Annotated in this window: 14 protein-coding genes and 1 pseudogene; 5 read left to right on the top strand and 10 right to left on the bottom strand. The window is 63.7% G+C overall.

Translation table 11 applies throughout. The features are described 5' to 3' along the window. Positions 1-5: 5 nt before the first annotated feature. The 4 genes from AC5ZG1_RS33290 to AC5ZG1_RS33275 form a co-directional block, all read right to left on the bottom strand. Complete coding sequence (locus AC5ZG1_RS33290; RefSeq protein WP_456642493.1) at positions 6-707, bottom strand: NUDIX hydrolase; 702 nt, start codon at positions 705-707, stop codon at positions 6-8. Between the two features lie 10 nt (positions 708-717). After that, positions 718-1,743, bottom strand: a complete 1,026-nt coding sequence (locus AC5ZG1_RS33285) for an ABC transporter substrate-binding protein (protein WP_456642492.1) — start codon at positions 1,741-1,743, stop codon at positions 718-720. A gap of 161 nt (positions 1,744-1,904) precedes the next feature. Next, positions 1,905-2,690, bottom strand: coding sequence for an ABC transporter permease (locus AC5ZG1_RS33280; protein WP_496135341.1), 786 nt, complete (start codon positions 2,688-2,690; stop codon positions 1,905-1,907). Continuing rightward, complete coding sequence (locus AC5ZG1_RS33275) at positions 2,690-3,526, bottom strand: ABC transporter ATP-binding protein (RefSeq protein ID WP_496135340.1); 837 nt, start codon at positions 3,524-3,526, stop codon at positions 2,690-2,692. Before AC5ZG1_RS33275 ends, AC5ZG1_RS33280 begins: the two co-directional genes overlap by 1 nt. 124 nt (positions 3,527-3,650) lie before the next feature. On the opposite strand from AC5ZG1_RS33275, the gene AC5ZG1_RS33270 reads away from it, so the two are divergent. After that, positions 3,651-4,439: an ATP-binding cassette domain-containing protein gene (locus tag AC5ZG1_RS33270; protein ID WP_496135339.1), complete on the top strand. Its 789-nt coding sequence runs from the start codon at positions 3,651-3,653 to the stop codon at positions 4,437-4,439. Continuing rightward, positions 4,436-5,995, top strand: a complete 1,560-nt coding sequence (locus AC5ZG1_RS33265; RefSeq protein ID WP_496135338.1) for an ABC transporter permease/substrate-binding protein — start codon at positions 4,436-4,438, stop codon at positions 5,993-5,995. Before AC5ZG1_RS33270 ends, AC5ZG1_RS33265 begins: the two co-directional genes overlap by 4 nt. Before the next feature lie 111 nt (positions 5,996-6,106). Here the strand turns inward: AC5ZG1_RS33265 and AC5ZG1_RS33260 are convergent, their stop codons facing one another. Together AC5ZG1_RS33260 and AC5ZG1_RS33255 are read right to left on the bottom strand one after the other, a co-directional pair. Then, positions 6,107-7,816: a sulfatase-like hydrolase/transferase gene (locus AC5ZG1_RS33260; protein WP_496135337.1), complete on the bottom strand. Its 1,710-nt coding sequence runs from the start codon at positions 7,814-7,816 to the stop codon at positions 6,107-6,109. A 158-nt stretch (positions 7,817-7,974) separates the two neighbouring features. Further along, entirely contained in the window at positions 7,975-8,646 is a 672-nt protein-coding gene (locus AC5ZG1_RS33255) for a TetR/AcrR family transcriptional regulator (RefSeq protein ID WP_496135336.1), read from the bottom strand. 114 nt (positions 8,647-8,760) lie between these two features. Between AC5ZG1_RS33255 and AC5ZG1_RS33250 the strand changes: the two genes are divergently transcribed. Together AC5ZG1_RS33250 and AC5ZG1_RS33245 are read left to right on the top strand one after the other, a co-directional pair. After that, positions 8,761-9,378 (top strand): hypothetical protein, encoded by a 618-nt coding sequence (locus tag AC5ZG1_RS33250; RefSeq protein WP_496135335.1) that lies wholly within the window; start codon positions 8,761-8,763, stop codon positions 9,376-9,378. 288 nt (positions 9,379-9,666) lie between these two features. Continuing rightward, positions 9,667-11,517 (top strand): ATP-binding protein, encoded by a 1,851-nt coding sequence (locus tag AC5ZG1_RS33245; RefSeq protein WP_496135361.1) that lies wholly within the window; start codon positions 9,667-9,669, stop codon positions 11,515-11,517. A gap of 140 nt (positions 11,518-11,657) precedes the next feature. Here the strand turns inward: AC5ZG1_RS33245 and AC5ZG1_RS33240 are convergent, their stop codons facing one another. Continuing rightward, positions 11,658-11,903, bottom strand: a complete 246-nt coding sequence (locus AC5ZG1_RS33240; protein WP_028161811.1) for a hypothetical protein — start codon at positions 11,901-11,903, stop codon at positions 11,658-11,660. Between the two features lie 49 nt (positions 11,904-11,952). Then, a pseudogene (locus tag AC5ZG1_RS33235) lies at positions 11,953-12,385 on the bottom strand (SDR family oxidoreductase). Positions 12,386-12,646: 261 nt separating this feature from the next. Between AC5ZG1_RS33235 and AC5ZG1_RS33230 the strand changes: the two are divergent. Continuing rightward, a complete protein-coding gene (locus AC5ZG1_RS33230) occupies positions 12,647-13,759 on the top strand; it encodes a DUF2336 domain-containing protein (RefSeq protein WP_245474853.1) in 1,113 nt (370 codons plus the stop codon). A 216-nt stretch (positions 13,760-13,975) separates the two neighbouring features. Here AC5ZG1_RS33230 and ilvC read toward each other — a convergent pair whose 3' ends face one another. Together ilvC and AC5ZG1_RS33220 are read right to left on the bottom strand one after the other, a co-directional pair. Further along, the gene (gene ilvC, locus AC5ZG1_RS33225) at positions 13,976-14,995 is read right to left on the bottom strand and encodes a ketol-acid reductoisomerase (RefSeq protein ID WP_028161808.1); all 1,020 of its coding nucleotides are present in this window, start codon (positions 14,993-14,995) and stop codon (positions 13,976-13,978) included. Between the two features lie 149 nt (positions 14,996-15,144). Continuing rightward, positions 15,145-15,750 (bottom strand): LysE family translocator, encoded by a 606-nt coding sequence (locus AC5ZG1_RS33220; RefSeq protein WP_496135334.1) that lies wholly within the window; start codon positions 15,748-15,750, stop codon positions 15,145-15,147.

Here is a 15,750-nt window from a genome sequence, read left to right as displayed (position 1 = left end):
CTTTCTTACCTGCTCAGATGCATCTCGATGAAAGCGGTGACGAAGCGCGGCATCGCGGCAGTGAGGTCGCTAAAATCCCGCACCAGATGGATCGCCGCCAATTCGGGGTCTTCCTGCGAGGCGAGATTGTTTTCGATCCGCGCGCGCAAGGCATCGCCGGACATGTCGACATAGAGGACCCGCATCATGGCGATGGCGACGCCGGTGAAGACGCAATCCCAATGCGCATCGGGACGATAGTCGGCAGCAGTGAGCCCGGTCTCCTCCTCCACCTCGCGTGCGACGCTGCTGGCAATATCGAGCGCCTCGCCCCTGATGTCATCGAGATCAGGCGTGCCCGACGGGAAGTAGACCCGTCCGGGGTTGGAGGTGTGATGGCCCATTTCGCCAAGCACGAACGCGCCGTCGCTTGCCAGCAGCGCGCCCATGCCAAAGCCGTTGAACACGCCCCTATCGGGAAAGCCCCAGTCGCGCCAGGCGAGGAAGCTCGCAAAATCGGTCTCGAAATAGCTCGCGCTCAGGCGCTCGCCTTCGAACGTGGCACTGCGGCCCAGCAGAACACGGCCGTTCCAGAGGTTTGGCCGCTCGCGCTGCGCCTCGGCGAAATGCGCATCGATCTCGGCGCGGCGTTCTTGTGCGAACGGCCACGCCCATGGCTGCACCTTGAGATCGAGCGCGGTAACGCGATGAATGGAAGGTGGCGTCATTGACGAGGGCTTACTTCGCACCCTGCCCTGTGGTCTTCGCCTGCTCGACCAGTCGGTTGGTGTAGGTCTTGCTGACGTCGATATTGGCCTTGGCGACTTCCGGCGAACCCTCGCTGAACACCGCCAGCACCGCGTCGGCGCCCTTCGGATCCATCTTGCCGGTCTCCGAATACATCGGGATCGTGTTCTTCAGCGCGGCGAGATAGAGCGCCTTGTTCTTGCCGACGATCTCGTCGGGCATCTTGGCCATGATGTCTTCCGCCGAATGCGAATGGATCCAGGCGAGCGTGGCAAGGATCGCGTTGGTGAGCGCCTGCGCTTCCTTCTCATGCGACTTGACCCAGGCCGCGGTCGAGTAGAGCGCGCCGCCCGGATATTCGCCGCCGAACACCGCGAGCGTATCGTGCTGGGTGCGGGTGTCGCTCAGGATCTTCAGGTCGGCATGGCTGCCCTGCAGCACGGTGACGGAGGGATCGAGCATCACGGCGGCATCGATCTGGCCCTGCTCCATCGCCGCGACCGCCGTCGCGCCCAGGCCGACGCCGATCACGGAGGCGCTGGTGGGATCAAGCCCGTTCTTCTTGAGCAGATATTTCAGGAAGAAATCAGTCGAGGAGCCGGGCGCGCTGACGCCGATCTTCTTGCCGGCGAGATCCTTGATCGAATTGATCTCTGACGTGTGCTTGGGCGACACCACCAGCACCAGGCCGGGATAGCGGTCATAGACCACGAAAGCCTGCAATTCCTGCCGCTTGGCGGCGAGGTTGACGCAGTGATCGAAATAGCCGGAGACGACATCGGCGCTGCCGCCGAGCACGGCTTTCAGCGCATCCGAACCGCCCTTGAGATCGACCAGTTCGACCGCAAGCCCCGCCTTCTCATATTCGCCGAGCTGCTTGGCCAGCACCGTCGGCAGATAGCACAGGCAGGCGCCGCCGCCGACCGCGATCGTGACCTTGCTTTGCGCTGCGGCAAGAGATGACGTCAGCACCAGCGCCAGCAGCACGCCGGCCAGGTGGCCGAACAGTTTCCTCATGATCGTCTCCGTTCCGTTGGGAGCAAGATAAAGCAGCACGCGGGCGTTGAGAAGGCTCCGCCGTCATTGCGAAACGCGGTCCCGTAGGGTGGGCAAAGCGCAGCGTGCCCACCATCTACGGTCGGTGCAAGAAAGGGTGGGCACGCTGCGCTTTGCCCACCCTACGCTTCGCGCGCCGCCGTCGGTCGCCAAACCAGCAGGCGTCGTTCGACCAGCGTCACGGCCATGTCGATCAGGATCACGAAAGCCGACAGCACGAACATGCCCGCGAAGACGCCGGCGACGTCGAACACGCCCTCGGCCTGCTGGATCAGATAGCCGAGGCCGGCGGCGGCGCCGAGATATTCGCCGACGACGGCGCCGACCACCGCAAAGCCGACGGACGTATGCAGCGAGGAGAACATCCACGACAGCGCCGAGGGCCAATAGACATGCCGCATCAATTGCCGCTCGCTCATGCCCAGCATGCGGCCATTGTCGAGCACGGTCGTGCTCACTTCCTTGACGCCCTGATAGACGTTGAAGAACACGATGAAGAAGACGAGGGTGACGCCGAGCGCGACCTTGGACCAGATGCCGAGGCCGAACCATAGCGCGAAGATCGGCGCCAGCACGACGCGCGGCAGCGCGTTCGTCATCTTCACGTAAGGATCGAACACGGCCGCGACGCGCGGCTGGCGCGCGAACCAGAAGCCAACCAGAACGCCGAGGGACGAGCCGATCACGAAAGCGAGGATCGATTCCCACAGCGTGATCGCAAGATGCTTCCAGATCACGCCGGTCGAGAACCATTTGACGATCTGGTCGAAGACGTCGATGGGATTGGAGAAGAAGAACGGCGGCAGCAGGATGCGGCCGAACAGCGGGACTGTGGTAAAGACCTGCCACAGCGCCAGCGCGACGACGGCGACCAGGACCTGGCAGAGCAAGAGCGCAGCGCGGGACATCACTCGGCTCCCGCGGCTTGCGATGATTGCGCGTAACCCTTCATCACCTCTTCCTTCAGCACGCCCCAGATTTCGCGATGCAATTCGTGAAACTGCTTGTCCAACCGCACCTCGAAGATGTCGCGCGGGCGCGGCAGTTCCACGCGCCAGTCGCCGATGATGCGCGAGGAAGGGCCGGCCGACATGATGACGACCCGGTCGGCGAGCGCGATCGCCTCCTCCAGGTCATGGGTGACGAACAGCACCGCCTTGCGGTCGGCAGTCCAGAGTTCGAGCAGCAGATTGCCCATCACCTGCCGGGTCTGGGCATCGAGCGGGCCGAACGGCTCGTCCATCAGGAGGATCTTTGGATCGCGGATCAGCACCTGCGCAAGGCCGACGCGCTTGCGCTGGCCGCCCGAGAGCATGTGTGGATAGCGGTTTGCGAATGCGCCAAGCCCGACCGAGGTCAGCCAGGCCTGCGCCTGTTCCAGCGCCTTCGCCCGCGGCGTGCCCTTGATCTCGAGCCCGATCGCGACATTGTCGATCGCGGTCTTCCAGGGGAATAGCGCATCGGCCTGGAACAGGTAGCCGGCGTCGCGGTTCAACCCTGTGAGCGGCTGGTCGAAGATCCTGACCGCGCCCGCGGCCGGCTTGAGCAGGCCGGCGGCCACGTTCAGCAAGGTCGACTTGCCGCAGCCGGTGGGACCTACGATCGCGACGAATTCGCCATGCGCGACCGCAAGGCGCGCCTTCTCGACGGCGGTATAGACGCGGGCATTGGCGAGGCGAAACGCCACCGTCGCATCCTCGAGCGCCACCGCTGTGGGCCTGGCTGTGGGCTTGGCCTTGTCCACCACGTTCCCTCCCTGTTCGGGAGGATGCCTTAGCCTCTCGCGCGGACAAGTTCAACGCAGCATCGCGACGTGCTAGTTGAACTGTGATCTCTTAAGGCAGGGCCAGCGCGAGGTTTGAACGGCATTGTCCAACGGACCACTCATTGCCTACACCAAGGTCGGCAAGACCTTCGCCAATGGCGGCGTGGTCGCGGTCGACGACGTCTCGCTTGATGTCGCCGAGGGCGAGTTCCTTGCCATCGTCGGCGGCTCCGGCTCGGGCAAGACCACCTTGCTGCGGCTCGCCAACCGGCTGATCGAGGCCGACAGCGGCAGCGTCACGGTCGAGGGCGAGGACGTGCGCAATGTCGATCCGATCGGCCTGCGGCGGCGCATCGGCTATGTCTTCCAGAGCGGCGGCCTGTTTCCGCATCTTTCCGTCGGCGCCAATATCGGCATCACGCCGAAGCTGCTCGGCTGGCCGGCGGCGGAGATCGCAGCACGCATCGACGAACTGCTCGAACTGGTGCAACTCGACGGCGGGCAATATCGGGAGCGGCTGCCGAGCGAGCTCTCCGGCGGGCAGCGGCAGCGCGTCGGCGTCGCGCGGGCGCTGGCCGCACGACCCCGCATCGTGCTGATGGACGAACCGTTCGGGGCGCTCGATCCCCTCACCCGCGACGCGCTCGGCGATGATTTCCGCGAATTGCATCGCAGGCTCAAATTGACCACGATCATGATCACCCATGACATGACGGAAGCGCTGCTGCTCGCCGACCGCGTCGCTGTCATGCACGAAGGCAGGCTGCTGGCGCAGGGCACCCCAGCGGAGCTTTCCGAAAGCAACGATCCTTACGTCGAAAAACTCCTGCACACGCCGCGGCGGCAGGCGGAACGGCTCGGCAAATTGCTGCCACGGGACGGCGCCACATGAACCTGTTTTCCGATCCGCGCTGGAGCGAAGCGCTCGCGCATCTGCCCGATTATCTCGGCAACCATGTGCGCGTAAGCCTCGCCGCGCTCGCGCTCGGGCTGATCGTCAGCCTGCCGCTGGCGATCCTCGCACGCAACCGGCCAGTACTGCGCGGCGCGCTGCTCGGCTTTGCTTCTATCGTGCAGACCGTGCCGGGGCTGGCGCTGCTGGCGCTGTTCTATCCGCTGCTATTGGTGCTCGCGGCGCTGACGCGGTCCTGGTTCGGCTTCGATTTCTCCGCCTTCGGATTTCTGCCGGCGGTGCTGGCGCTCGCGCTCTATTCGATGCTGCCGGTGCTCCGCAACACCATCACCGGCCTGTCGGGCGTCGACCCGGCGCTGGCGGAGGCGGCGCAGGGCGTCGGCATGACGGAACGGCAATCGCTGTTCATGGTGGAGCTGCCGCTGGCGCTGCCGGTGATGATGGCGGGCATCCGCACCGCGGCGGTGTGGGTGATCGGCACCGCGACGCTGTCGACGCCGATCGGGCAGACCAGCCTCGGCAATTATATCTTTGCGGGACTGCAGACCCAAAACTGGGTGTTCGTCGTGTTCGGCTGCCTCGCCGCCGCCGCGCTCGCGCTCGCCGTCGACCAGCTGCTGGCGCTGATCGAGAACGGCCTGCGCCACCGCAGCCGGCTGCGTGCCGCGCTCGGCGGCGTCGGCATCGCGGCGCTGGTCGCTGCGACGCTGGTGCCTGCGATGGCGCGCTCGGCATCGAGCTATGTCGTCGGCGCGAAAACCTTCACCGAGCAATATGTGCTGGCAGCCCTGATCGCGCAGCGGCTAAACGCGGACGGCCTCACCGCCACCACGCGCGCAGGCCTCGGCTCCAGCGTGATCTTCGATGCGCTGAAAGCCGGCGATATCGACGTCTATGTCGACTATTCCGGCACGCTATGGGCCAACCAGTTCCACCACACCGACATCCGGCCGCGCGAAGAGCTGCTCGCCGACTTGAAGTCGATCCTGGCGAAACAGGACGTCACCCTGCTCGGCGACCTCGGCTTTGCGAACGCCTACGCCCTCATCATGCCGAAGCAGCGCGCGGAAGCGCTCGGCATCCATACCATCGCCGATCTCGCCGCGCTTGCGCCGTCACTGTCGATCGCCGGCGATTACGAATTCTTCTCGCGGCCGGAATGGGCCGGTATCAAAGCGGCCTATGGATTATCGTTCCGCACGCTACGACAGATGCAGCCGGATTTCATGTATGCCGCCGTCGCCTCCGGCGAGGTCGACGTGATCGCGGGCTATACCAGCGACGGGCTGATCGCGAAATATGATCTCATGGTGCTCGGCGATCCCAAGCACGCGATCCCGCCCTATGACGCAGTGATGCTGCTGGCGCCCAAGCGCAAGGATGACACCAAGCTGCGCGCGGCATTGCAGCCATTGCTCGGGCGGATCGACATCGCGACGATGCGGGAAGCGAATCTGCGCGCCGCCGGCAATGATGGCTCGTCCTCGCCGGACGCCGTCGCGCGCTGGCTGTGGGAGCGGATCGGGGGGAAGTGAGGATCTGTAGGATGGGTAGAGCGAAGCGAAACCTATCATTCGGGCGGCTTGTCGAGAAGCTGATGGGTTTCGCTTCGCTCTACCCATCCTACGCCGCTCCACGCTGGACTCTCATAGCCCCTTGATCACACCCGCGTCGATCAGGAGGCGGTTGAAGCGGCGGGCCTCGGCGCCGTCCTTGCAGGCATAGAACAGGCCGTTGCAGCGGAGCATGATGTGCTTCTGCTCCTCGAACGAGGGATCGAGCGGAATGCCGGCGGCTTCCTGGATCACCAGCGGCAGATAGGCCGCATCGATCGTGTCCATCACGGCCGCTGATTTCACCGGTTCGAAATTGATGGCGTCGATCGCGTAATAGGTCGCGAAATAGCGCGGGTCATACGTCTCGAGCTTCTTGCCGATGCCGGCCGCATCGAGGCTCGGGTCGAGAAGATGCGGCGCGAATTCCGGCTGGTGATCGCCGTAGCGAACGATCAGGAACGGCTGCGCCGGAAACTTCTTCTTCAGTCCCGCGACAAAGGCGGCGTAGTCAGTCGCGCTCATCGCCTGCCGGCGCAGATATTCATCGATGACGGGCGCGTTGCCGAGCGGGCGCCAGGACGGCGTCAGGTCGGGGCGCAACGGCGTCTTCCACGGGAAATGGTTGGCGGCGAGATAGACGAAGGTGAACTGCGGCGCGTCGGGCGGCTGCTCGGCCATCAGCCGCAGCGCCTTGTCGTAGAAAAAGCGGTCGGGCTCGACATCCTTGGCGCGGAGATCGCGCGCATCGTAGAAGCGCTGGATGCCGGTCGTGGCCTGGAAGCTGCGCGCGCTCATGAACGCGCCGAACGCCGGATAGAGCGAAAGCGTGTTGTAGCCGCAGCGGCGGAGCGCAAGCGGCAGCCCGCGCTCGACGCGGCCGGAGGCGATGCGGGTGACGAAATAGGCGAAACGGCCGAAGGAGCGCGAGGAGAGCCCGGCGAGCACGTTGTATTCGGTGAACCAGCTCGGCCCGCCATTGCTCTCGGCCAGGAATTTTCGCTCGACGCCGTCATAGGACCTGAACTGCGCGCCGTAGCCCGGCGGCACCTTGACGCCTTCGGCCGCGCGGATATCAAAGCTCGATTCATCGTGGATCAGGATGATGTTCGGCCGGCGGCCGGCCGGATGGCAGGAGTCCACCAGCGGAATCTTGAGGTGCTCGCTCGCGACCGCGTCCGACTCCATGAAGCCATAGTTGATGAAATCGGAAGCCGCCGTGACGGCGGAGCGGGCGAATTTCGAGAGATAGCCGTCGTCGTAATAGCCGCGCCAATCCTCGTCCGGCCAGGTGACGGCATATCCTGCCAGTGCGGCAAGGCACGCCAATTTGCAGGCCAGCGCCGGCAGGCGGCGGACGCGGAACGGATCGAGCCACCACAGCGCATACATCAAGGGCAGCGTGACGGCGCCTGCGCCGATCAGCGACCAGCGCAGGTTCGGGAAGATTGTCAGCAGGAAGGACGCGGTGTCGTGGTCGACCACCATCAGGTCGACGAAGTTCGCAGTCATCTGCACGACTTCGTGCTTGAACCGCGAGAGCAGCACCAGCGCCACCACCAGCGTCAGCGACAGCGCCCCCGATAGCGCCGGCCGCCGCAGCAGCGCGATGAAGAAGAAGTTCAGGATGCCCCAGGACAACAGGAAGCAGAGTCGCGAGCCGAAATCGGTCTCGGTCTGCACCATGATCCCGAGCGCCGCCATCTGTGGCGCAGCGACGGCGAGCAGCCGCCAGATGCCGATCGCGGCCAAGCCGCCCGCGATCGCAGCAATCGAAGAGCCTTGATTTGGCGCGGGCGCCATGGGTGACGACGCAACATTCCCCGGCGCGGTAGTTCGCCTTGGCTGGAGGTGACCAGGAGGCGGACGACGCAGCCGGAACCCGCGTCGCGTCACAAAACCGTAATGTAAGCGTCATGAATGCGCAATGAATTTGCGGCGACGGCGTGACGCCGCGCGGTTCAGCGCTTCGCGATCCCGTCGATGAAGAGATCGATGATCGCCTCCGCGGTACGTTCGGCATCGTCATCCGCGACGCCCCAGCGCGGGAAATGACCGTCGATGTTCATGCGGGCAAAGCCATAGACCAGCGCGCGGCCGGCGATCTGAACCTGCTTCAGGTCGGACGCGCGGAGCTGGCCTTGGACAAAGGCTTCCGCCAGCGTCCGTTCAGTCAGCGCAATCAGCTCGGCATTGTCGCGCGAAACCCCGCCCGACCGGTCATGATCAAAAAAGCGGCGGCTGGAGATGATCTCGAAATGGGCTGGGTTCTTCATCGCCCAGCGCACATAGGCCAATCCGAGCGCGCGAAACCGCGCTAAGGGGTCGCCGGCCGAAGCAGTATCCAGCGCCGCCTGGATCTCGGCCCGAAAACGCCGCTGCGCCTCTTCCGCCACCGCGTTCATCAGCGCGTCGCGGCTCGGAAAATGACGGAACGGAGCGCCCGGCGAGACCCCGGCGCGGCGCGCCGCCTCGCGCACGCTGACGGCGTCCGGCCCGCCCTCGTCCACCAATTGCAGCGCGGCGTGGACCAGCGCGTGCCGGAGGTCGCCGTGGTGATAGGGCTTCGCGACGGCCGCGGACGGATTGCGGCGGCGCGGCTTTGCGGCTGAGGATTTCGTGGCGCGACGCATGTCTTTCCCTAACATCACCGGGTCGCGAATGTAAGCGGTGATTACACGGATTGACCACATCTCGGCAGGCAATGTAACCAGTGATTACATACAACAACAGCAGGGAGGCGAAACATGCCGATGGGGCCACGCTGGTTCGAAGGGTGGCGGCTGTTCGCCATCCTCACATCGATCCTGGTCGCGCTCAGCCTCTGGATCGCTGGCATGCGACAGTTCGAGGTCGACGGCGTCAGGATGGTGATCCGCTTCACGGCGCGGACTTCGCTGTTGTTGTTCTGCCTTGCCTTCTCGGCGTCCGCGCTGGCGCAGTTCTGGCCGAACGCCTGGACGCGCTGGCAGCGCCGCAACCGCCGTGCACTCGGCGTCAGCTTCGCGGCATCACACGCCATCCATGCTGCAGCGATCGGCTGCTTCGCGCTGATGGACCCAGCCGGCTATGCGGCTGCGACCTCGGCCGCGTCCTACATCTTCGGCGGCATCGCTTACGCCTTCATCATCGCGATGACGGCAACCTCATTCGACCGCACCGCGGCTGCACTCGGCGCACGCGCCTGGCGGACGCTGCACCTGGTCGGCGGCTATTATCTTCTGGTGCAGTTCACGGTCTCATTCGGCAAGCGGATTCCGGAGATGCCGCTTTATGCGCTGTTCCTGATCCCGCTCATAGCGGTGTTCGGCTTGCGAATGATCGCGATGGCATCAAGGCGGACGCCGCGCGCCATCGAGGCCTGATGGCTTAAACCACGCTCATAAAGCGTGACGCAACGAAGCTAATGTCCGCTTGCCACTAAAAGCGACGCAGTTGCTGCGCAACAGCGAAATGACGCGATGGGCCGGAACGCGACATGGCCCTGAGGGCTGGCCTTCTTAGCTGCGCCACCAGAAGGGCGGTGACACCGTTTGTCGAAGGCGGTCATATATAGTGATGCGCACTCTGGGCTATCTGATATTCTCAGCGCAGGCCCGTCCCCGGCTGCGACGACCAGCATTGGACGGCGTCTGGCACGGGAGGTGATCTTGGTGCGCAACTGGGCAAAGAGTCGAACGCGAGGTCGCAAGCTTCATTCGACCGGCGCGAAGGCGCGCGCTGGTCGAGCTAGCAAAAGCCGCGCCGATCTCGAACGACAGCTTAAAACATGCAAACAGGAGATCGCTAACGCGCGGGAGCGCCTAGTCGAGGCTACGAAGCAGCAAACTGCCACCTCCGAGATGCTGCGCATCATCTCGGATTCGCCGCTTCAGTCGGTGCTGGACGCGGTGGCCGAACATGCCGCACGCCTGTGCGACTCGAATAATGCCGAGATCTATCGCCTGGATAACAACGTTCTCCGCTTGGTGGCTTCATACGGAGAACTTCCGGTGCATATTCAAGCCCGTGGGGGATTTCCCGCAAATCGCGACAGGGTGATAGGACGAGCTGTATGTGATCGGCGGTCGGTCCATGTCCACGATCTCGCCGCCGAGGATAGCGAGTACCCGATGGGCAGCAGTGACGCAAAACGCCAGGGCCATCGCACCACACTCGGAACACCGTTGCTGCGCGAGCGCACCCCCATTGGAGTAATTCTGTTCCGGCGATGGGAGGTCCGACCATTCTCCGACAACCAGATCGCGCTTCTCGAGACCTTTGCCGACCAGGCGGCGATCGCGATCGAAAACGTGCGCCTGCTCGAAGCCGAGAAGCAACGCGCACAGGCGCTTGCGCACGCCAACCGCGATCTCGCACAACGCGAAGCGAAGGTACGGCGTCTGGTCGACGCCAACATCATTGGCATCTTCATTTTTGATCTTGAGGGTCGCATTGTGGAGGCCAACGACGCATTCCTACAGATGGTGGGATACGATCAGGAGGATTTCGTCGCGGGTAGCGTTCGCTGGGCGGACCTCACCCCACCGGAATGGCGCGACCGCGATGAGCGGGCGGTGACCGAGCTAAAGAAGACCGGAACGGTCCAACCGTACGAGAGGGAGTATTTCCGCAAGGACGGCAGCCGAGTGCCGATACTGATTGGCTCGGCCGCGTTCGACGAACAACGAGGCCATGGCGTCGCTTTCGTACTCGATCTGACCGAGCGCAAGCAGGCCGAAGCAGAAGCGCGACAAAGTGAACAGAAATACCGCGAGATGCAGACAGAGTTGGCGCACGCCAATCGCGTCGCCACCATGGGCCAACTCGCAGCTTCTATCGCCCATGAAGTGAAGCAACCGGTCGCCGCGATGGTGACCAACGCGCAGGCCGGACTGAGCTGGCTGAGCGCTCAACCGCCAAATCTGGAAAAAGCCTGGCAGACGTTCGGTTATATCGTTAGCGATGGTATGCGGGCGCGCGATGTCGTCGACCGGATCCGGGACATGATCAAGAAAGCGCAACCGAGGAAGCAACTCCTGAACATCAATGATGCAGTGCGCGAGGTCATTGAGCTCGTTCGCGGCGAGACGATGAAGAATGGCATTTCGGTGCACACGTTTCTAGCAGAAGGCACACCACCGTTGGAAGGCGACCGGGTGCAACTCCAACAAGTAATGCTGAATCTCGTGATGAATGCAGTCGAAGCTATGAATGCTACCAGCGAGGACGCGAGAGAGTTGCTCATCAGCACCCGACAAACGGAACGTGACGTCGTTCTCGTCGAGGTGCGAGATACGGGACCAGGGCTGGCACCAGCGACTCTCAATCAGCTTTTCGACGCCTTCTACACGACGAAGCCCGGCGGTCTTGGACTGGGACTGTCGATTTGTCGCTCGATCATCGAAGCGCATGGGGGCCGATTATCAGCAAAGGCCAATGTGCCTCGCGGCGCGATTTTTGAGTTCAGCCTTCCCGCCGCGCCAGACGTTGCCAAGCAACCAGCTGTCGTGAGTGCAACCTAATCCCGGTGCGGCGATGGCTATCCGCCAAAGCATGGCTCTCCAAACTAGCTCGGAGAGCCGACTCGTCGGTTAGGCAGCTTTGGGGGCATTTTCGACCGATTGAGCGGGGGTAGTCTGCTGGCTGATGTCCCCTCCGGGATTCACTCGCCCCCAACGAGATGGAATCTGCGGCCGAGTTGGTGATGCACGGTGATGACGGCGCGGTCGACGTCGCTGATCAGGCTGTCGCCGAGGACGACGTTCGGAATTTCCCAATTGCGGCCTGCACTCGCATGCGGCCGATTGGAGACGGCGACAACCTGCGCTGTCTCGCAGCCGGGCTGGCTGCGCAGCGCATCATTGGCGATTGCGGTCAGTTCCGCAGGGGTCTTGCCGATGGTGGACATGCAAGCTCTCGTGACGGGTGAATGCGGCAAGGGCATGTCGCCAGCATGCTCACGTTGATGGCATGAGGCCGAGGCGCTTGGCGATGATCCGGTCGAGCGTACGCTTCGGCAGGATTGACGCCACGATATGCTGCATCCGATCCGGCGCGATCTGGTAACGCACCTTTGGGTTCGGCGCCGTCAGCGCATTGAAGATGGTCTCAGCGATCTTCGCCGGCGGCAATGCCGGCATTGTTGACGAGGCCCGCAAGCGTCTCGCCATTCAGCGCGTCGCGAACCTGGCGCGCGGAAGCAAATACCGCAGCCTCATCGGTGACGTCGAAGATCAACGGCGTGAAATTGGCCCCGAACTCGGCTGTGAGCCGGTCGGCATCGGCCTGCTTGCGCACGCTGCCGAACACGCGGAAGCCGCGGTCGCGCAGAAACCTGGCCGTCGCGCAGCCGATGCCGGTAGACACGCCGGTGATCACGACCGATCTCATGACCTGGTCTCCCCTGATGTTCCCGGGGACATCTACAGCGTTTTCGAGCGAAGTGGATACCGGCTTCGCGTGAAGAAAACGCTGCATGCTTGATCCAGCCGAGCGGCTGGCACGATCCGGCGATCTTGAGTTGAATTGGTTACGTCCTGCTAACCTTCCCCGCGAGCTCCGCCCAGGACCGGGTTCCAGCTTAACGCAGGCGTAAGGTCGCGCTTGCCATCTTCCGGACCAATCAGAGAACCTGCAACAAGAACAATTCCAATGATGGCGCAACAGCCGGCCCACTCGATCATCGCCGAACTCGAGGAAGCCGTGAGAGACGGCTCGTCGGCGAAGCGGATCAAGACCCTTCGGCGGGTGACCGATCTCTTCCTGCACGACGGCGAACGCTTGAGCGACGAACAGGTCAAAGTGTTCGACGACGTCCTGTGCCTCCTGATCACGCGCGTCGAGAGCCGGGCCAAAGCCGAGCTCAGCAAGCGCCTCGCGCCGATCGACTACGCGCCGTTCGAGGTCATCCAGCACCTGGCAAAGGACGACAAGATCGAGGTCGCCGGCGAAGTGCTGGCGCATTCGATCCGCGTCTCGACGGAGACCCTGGTCGAGGTTGCCAGCACCAAGGGGCAGGACCACCTGCTTGCGATCTCCGGCCGCGCGAGCCTCCCCGAGGAGGTCACCGACGTGATCGTCGATCGCGGCGAGGTGCGCGTGATCCGCCGGCTCGCCAACAATGCCGGCGCGCGCTTCTCGGAGGCCGGCTATTCCGGCATCGTCGCGCGCGCGGAAAGCGACGACGAGCTGGTCGAAATCCTGGGACTGCGCATCGATCTTCCGACCAAGTTCCTGCGCGAGCTCTTGCACCGCGCCAAGGATGCCGTGCGCGCCCGCCTGCTCTCGATCGCACCGCCGGCGCTGCAGGAGGAGATCCGCGAGGTGCTCGACGAGATCGCGCGCGAGGAGCCTGCGGTGCGACGCGGCTTCGGCATTGCCGAACAGCTCGTCAAGCTGATGAAGGAGCTGAACGAGCTGGACGACGCGGCGGTGTTCAAGTTCGCCGAAGCGGGCAAGTTCGACGAGGTGATCGTCGCGATCGCCCTGCTCAACGACGTCGAGCCCGAGATGATCGCGCGGCTGATGGAGGGGCACCGCTCCGACCTGATCCTGATCCCCTGCCGCGCAGCCAGGCTGAACTGGCCGACGGTGGAGACGATCCTGAGCAACCGGCCGGCCGCGCAACCGATCTCGGCACAAACCATGGAGCAGGCCCAGCGCGATTTCCGCCGTCTGTCGATCGAGACCGCCCAGCGCACCGTGCGCTTCTGGCAGCTCCACAACCGGATCGAGAAGCCGGCGGAAGGGCGTGCGGCGCCGTAAACCGCAACAGTGCCGTCATTGCGACCGCAGCGAAGCAATCCATCTCACCGCTTGTGGAGGCATGGATTGCTTCGCTGCGCTCGCAATGACTTGGAGAGGGCACAGAGCACTCGCAGAAGCCGTAGGGTGGGCAAAGCACAGCGTGCCCACCATCACAAGCGGAGTGCTGAAGGTGGGCATACTTGCGTTCTGCCCACCTTACTTCTTGATCGCGCCTTAGTTCTTCGTCTTGTCGACCAGCGCGCCCTTCTTGATCCAGGGCATCATGTCGCGCAGCTTGGCGCCGACTTCCTCGATCGGGTGCTGCGCGAGCTTGGCGCGGGTGGCCTTGAACGAGGTCTGGTTGACCTTGTTCTCCAGCATCCAGTCGCGGGCGAACTTGCCGCCCTGGATGTCGGCGAGAACGCGCTTCATCTCGGCCTTGGTCTCGGCCGTCACGATGCGCGGACCGGTGACGTATTCGCCGTATTCGGCAGTGTTTGAGATCGAGTAGTTCATGTTGGCGATGCCGCCTTCATAGATCAGGTCGACGATCAGCTTCACTTCGTGCAGGCACTCGAAATAGGCCATCTCCGGCGCATAGCCGGCTTCGACCAGCGTCTCGTAGCCGCCCTTGATCAGCTCGACCAGGCCGCCGCAGAGCACCACCTGCTCGCCGAACAAATCGGTCTCGCATTCCTCTTTGAATGTGGTCTCGATGATGCCGGCGCGGCCGCCGCCGATCGCGGAGGCGTAGCTGAGGCCGAGATCATGCGCGTTGCCGGAGACGTCCTTGGCGATCGCGATCAGGCAGGGCACGCCGCCGCCACGCTGATATTCGGAGCGCACGGTGTGGCCGGGGCCCTTGGGGGCAATCATCAGGACGTCGAGATCGGCACGCGGGTCGAGCAGGTTGAAGTGGACGTTGAGGCCGTGCGCGAACACCAGCGCGGCGCCCTTCTTCATGTTGTCGTGCAGGTGCTCGCGATAGATGTCGCCCTGCAATTCGTCGGGGGTGAGCATCATCACGAGGTCGGCCCATTTGGCGGCATCCGCAACGCTCAGCACCTTGAAGCCGGCAGCCTCAGCCTTCTTGGCCGAGGCCGAGCCCGGACGCAGCGCGATCGACACTTCCTTGACGCCGGAATCCTTCAGGTTGAGCGCATGGGCGTGGCCCTGGCTGCCATAGCCGACGATGGCGACCTTCTTGCCCTTGATCAGGTTCAGGTCGGCATCGCGATCGTAATAAACTCGCATCGTAGTTTCCTCTTGAGGGGGCCGAACATCGGCCGATGGATTTGGGCTTGCAGGTGGATCAAGACCGCCGGCGCCCGCGAATTTCCGGCGTGGTCTAGAGCATTTTCCGGCTCAGGGGAAACCCTGTTCTCGCATGGCGCGGTGCGGCATCATGCGTCCATGAAGACCGGGTAGAGCGAGGCGAGCAACAGGATCGCCATCACGATATTGAAAGCGCGGACCGCCTGGCGCGAGGTCAGGATCGGCCGCAGCGCGGTGCCGAACAGCGCCCAGGCGATGCAGGACAAGGTGCCGAGGATCAGGCTCAAGCCGACCTGGATCGCAATATTCCAGGGGAATGCGGCAATCGCCGCATAGGCGGTGATGGTACCGATCACCATCACCCAGCCTTTGGCGTTGACCCATTGGAACATGGCCGCGCCCCAGAAGGTCATCGGGCGGCCGCTTCCGTCACCGGACTCCGGCGAGGATGGCTCGGCCATCGCGATCGCGGCGGCAAGATAGATCAAATAGGCGACGCCGATATATTTGAGGATGGTCTGCAGCACGGGATAGGCGATGAAGACGGTGCCGAGGCCAAGCCCGACGGCACCGATCATGAACGCAAATCCGACCGTGATGCCCGCCATATGCGGCACCGTGCGGCGGAAGCCGTAAGTCAATCCCGAGGACAGCAGCATGATGTTGTTCGGCCCCGGCGTGAAGAACATCACCACCGCGAACATCACGAAGGCGATCAGAACCGACTGCGACAT

The organism is Bradyrhizobium sp. Leo78, assembly GCF_059512425.1.
The sequence above is the reverse complement of the archived record's forward strand: the minus strand, read 5'-3'. Positions and strand labels throughout refer to the sequence as shown.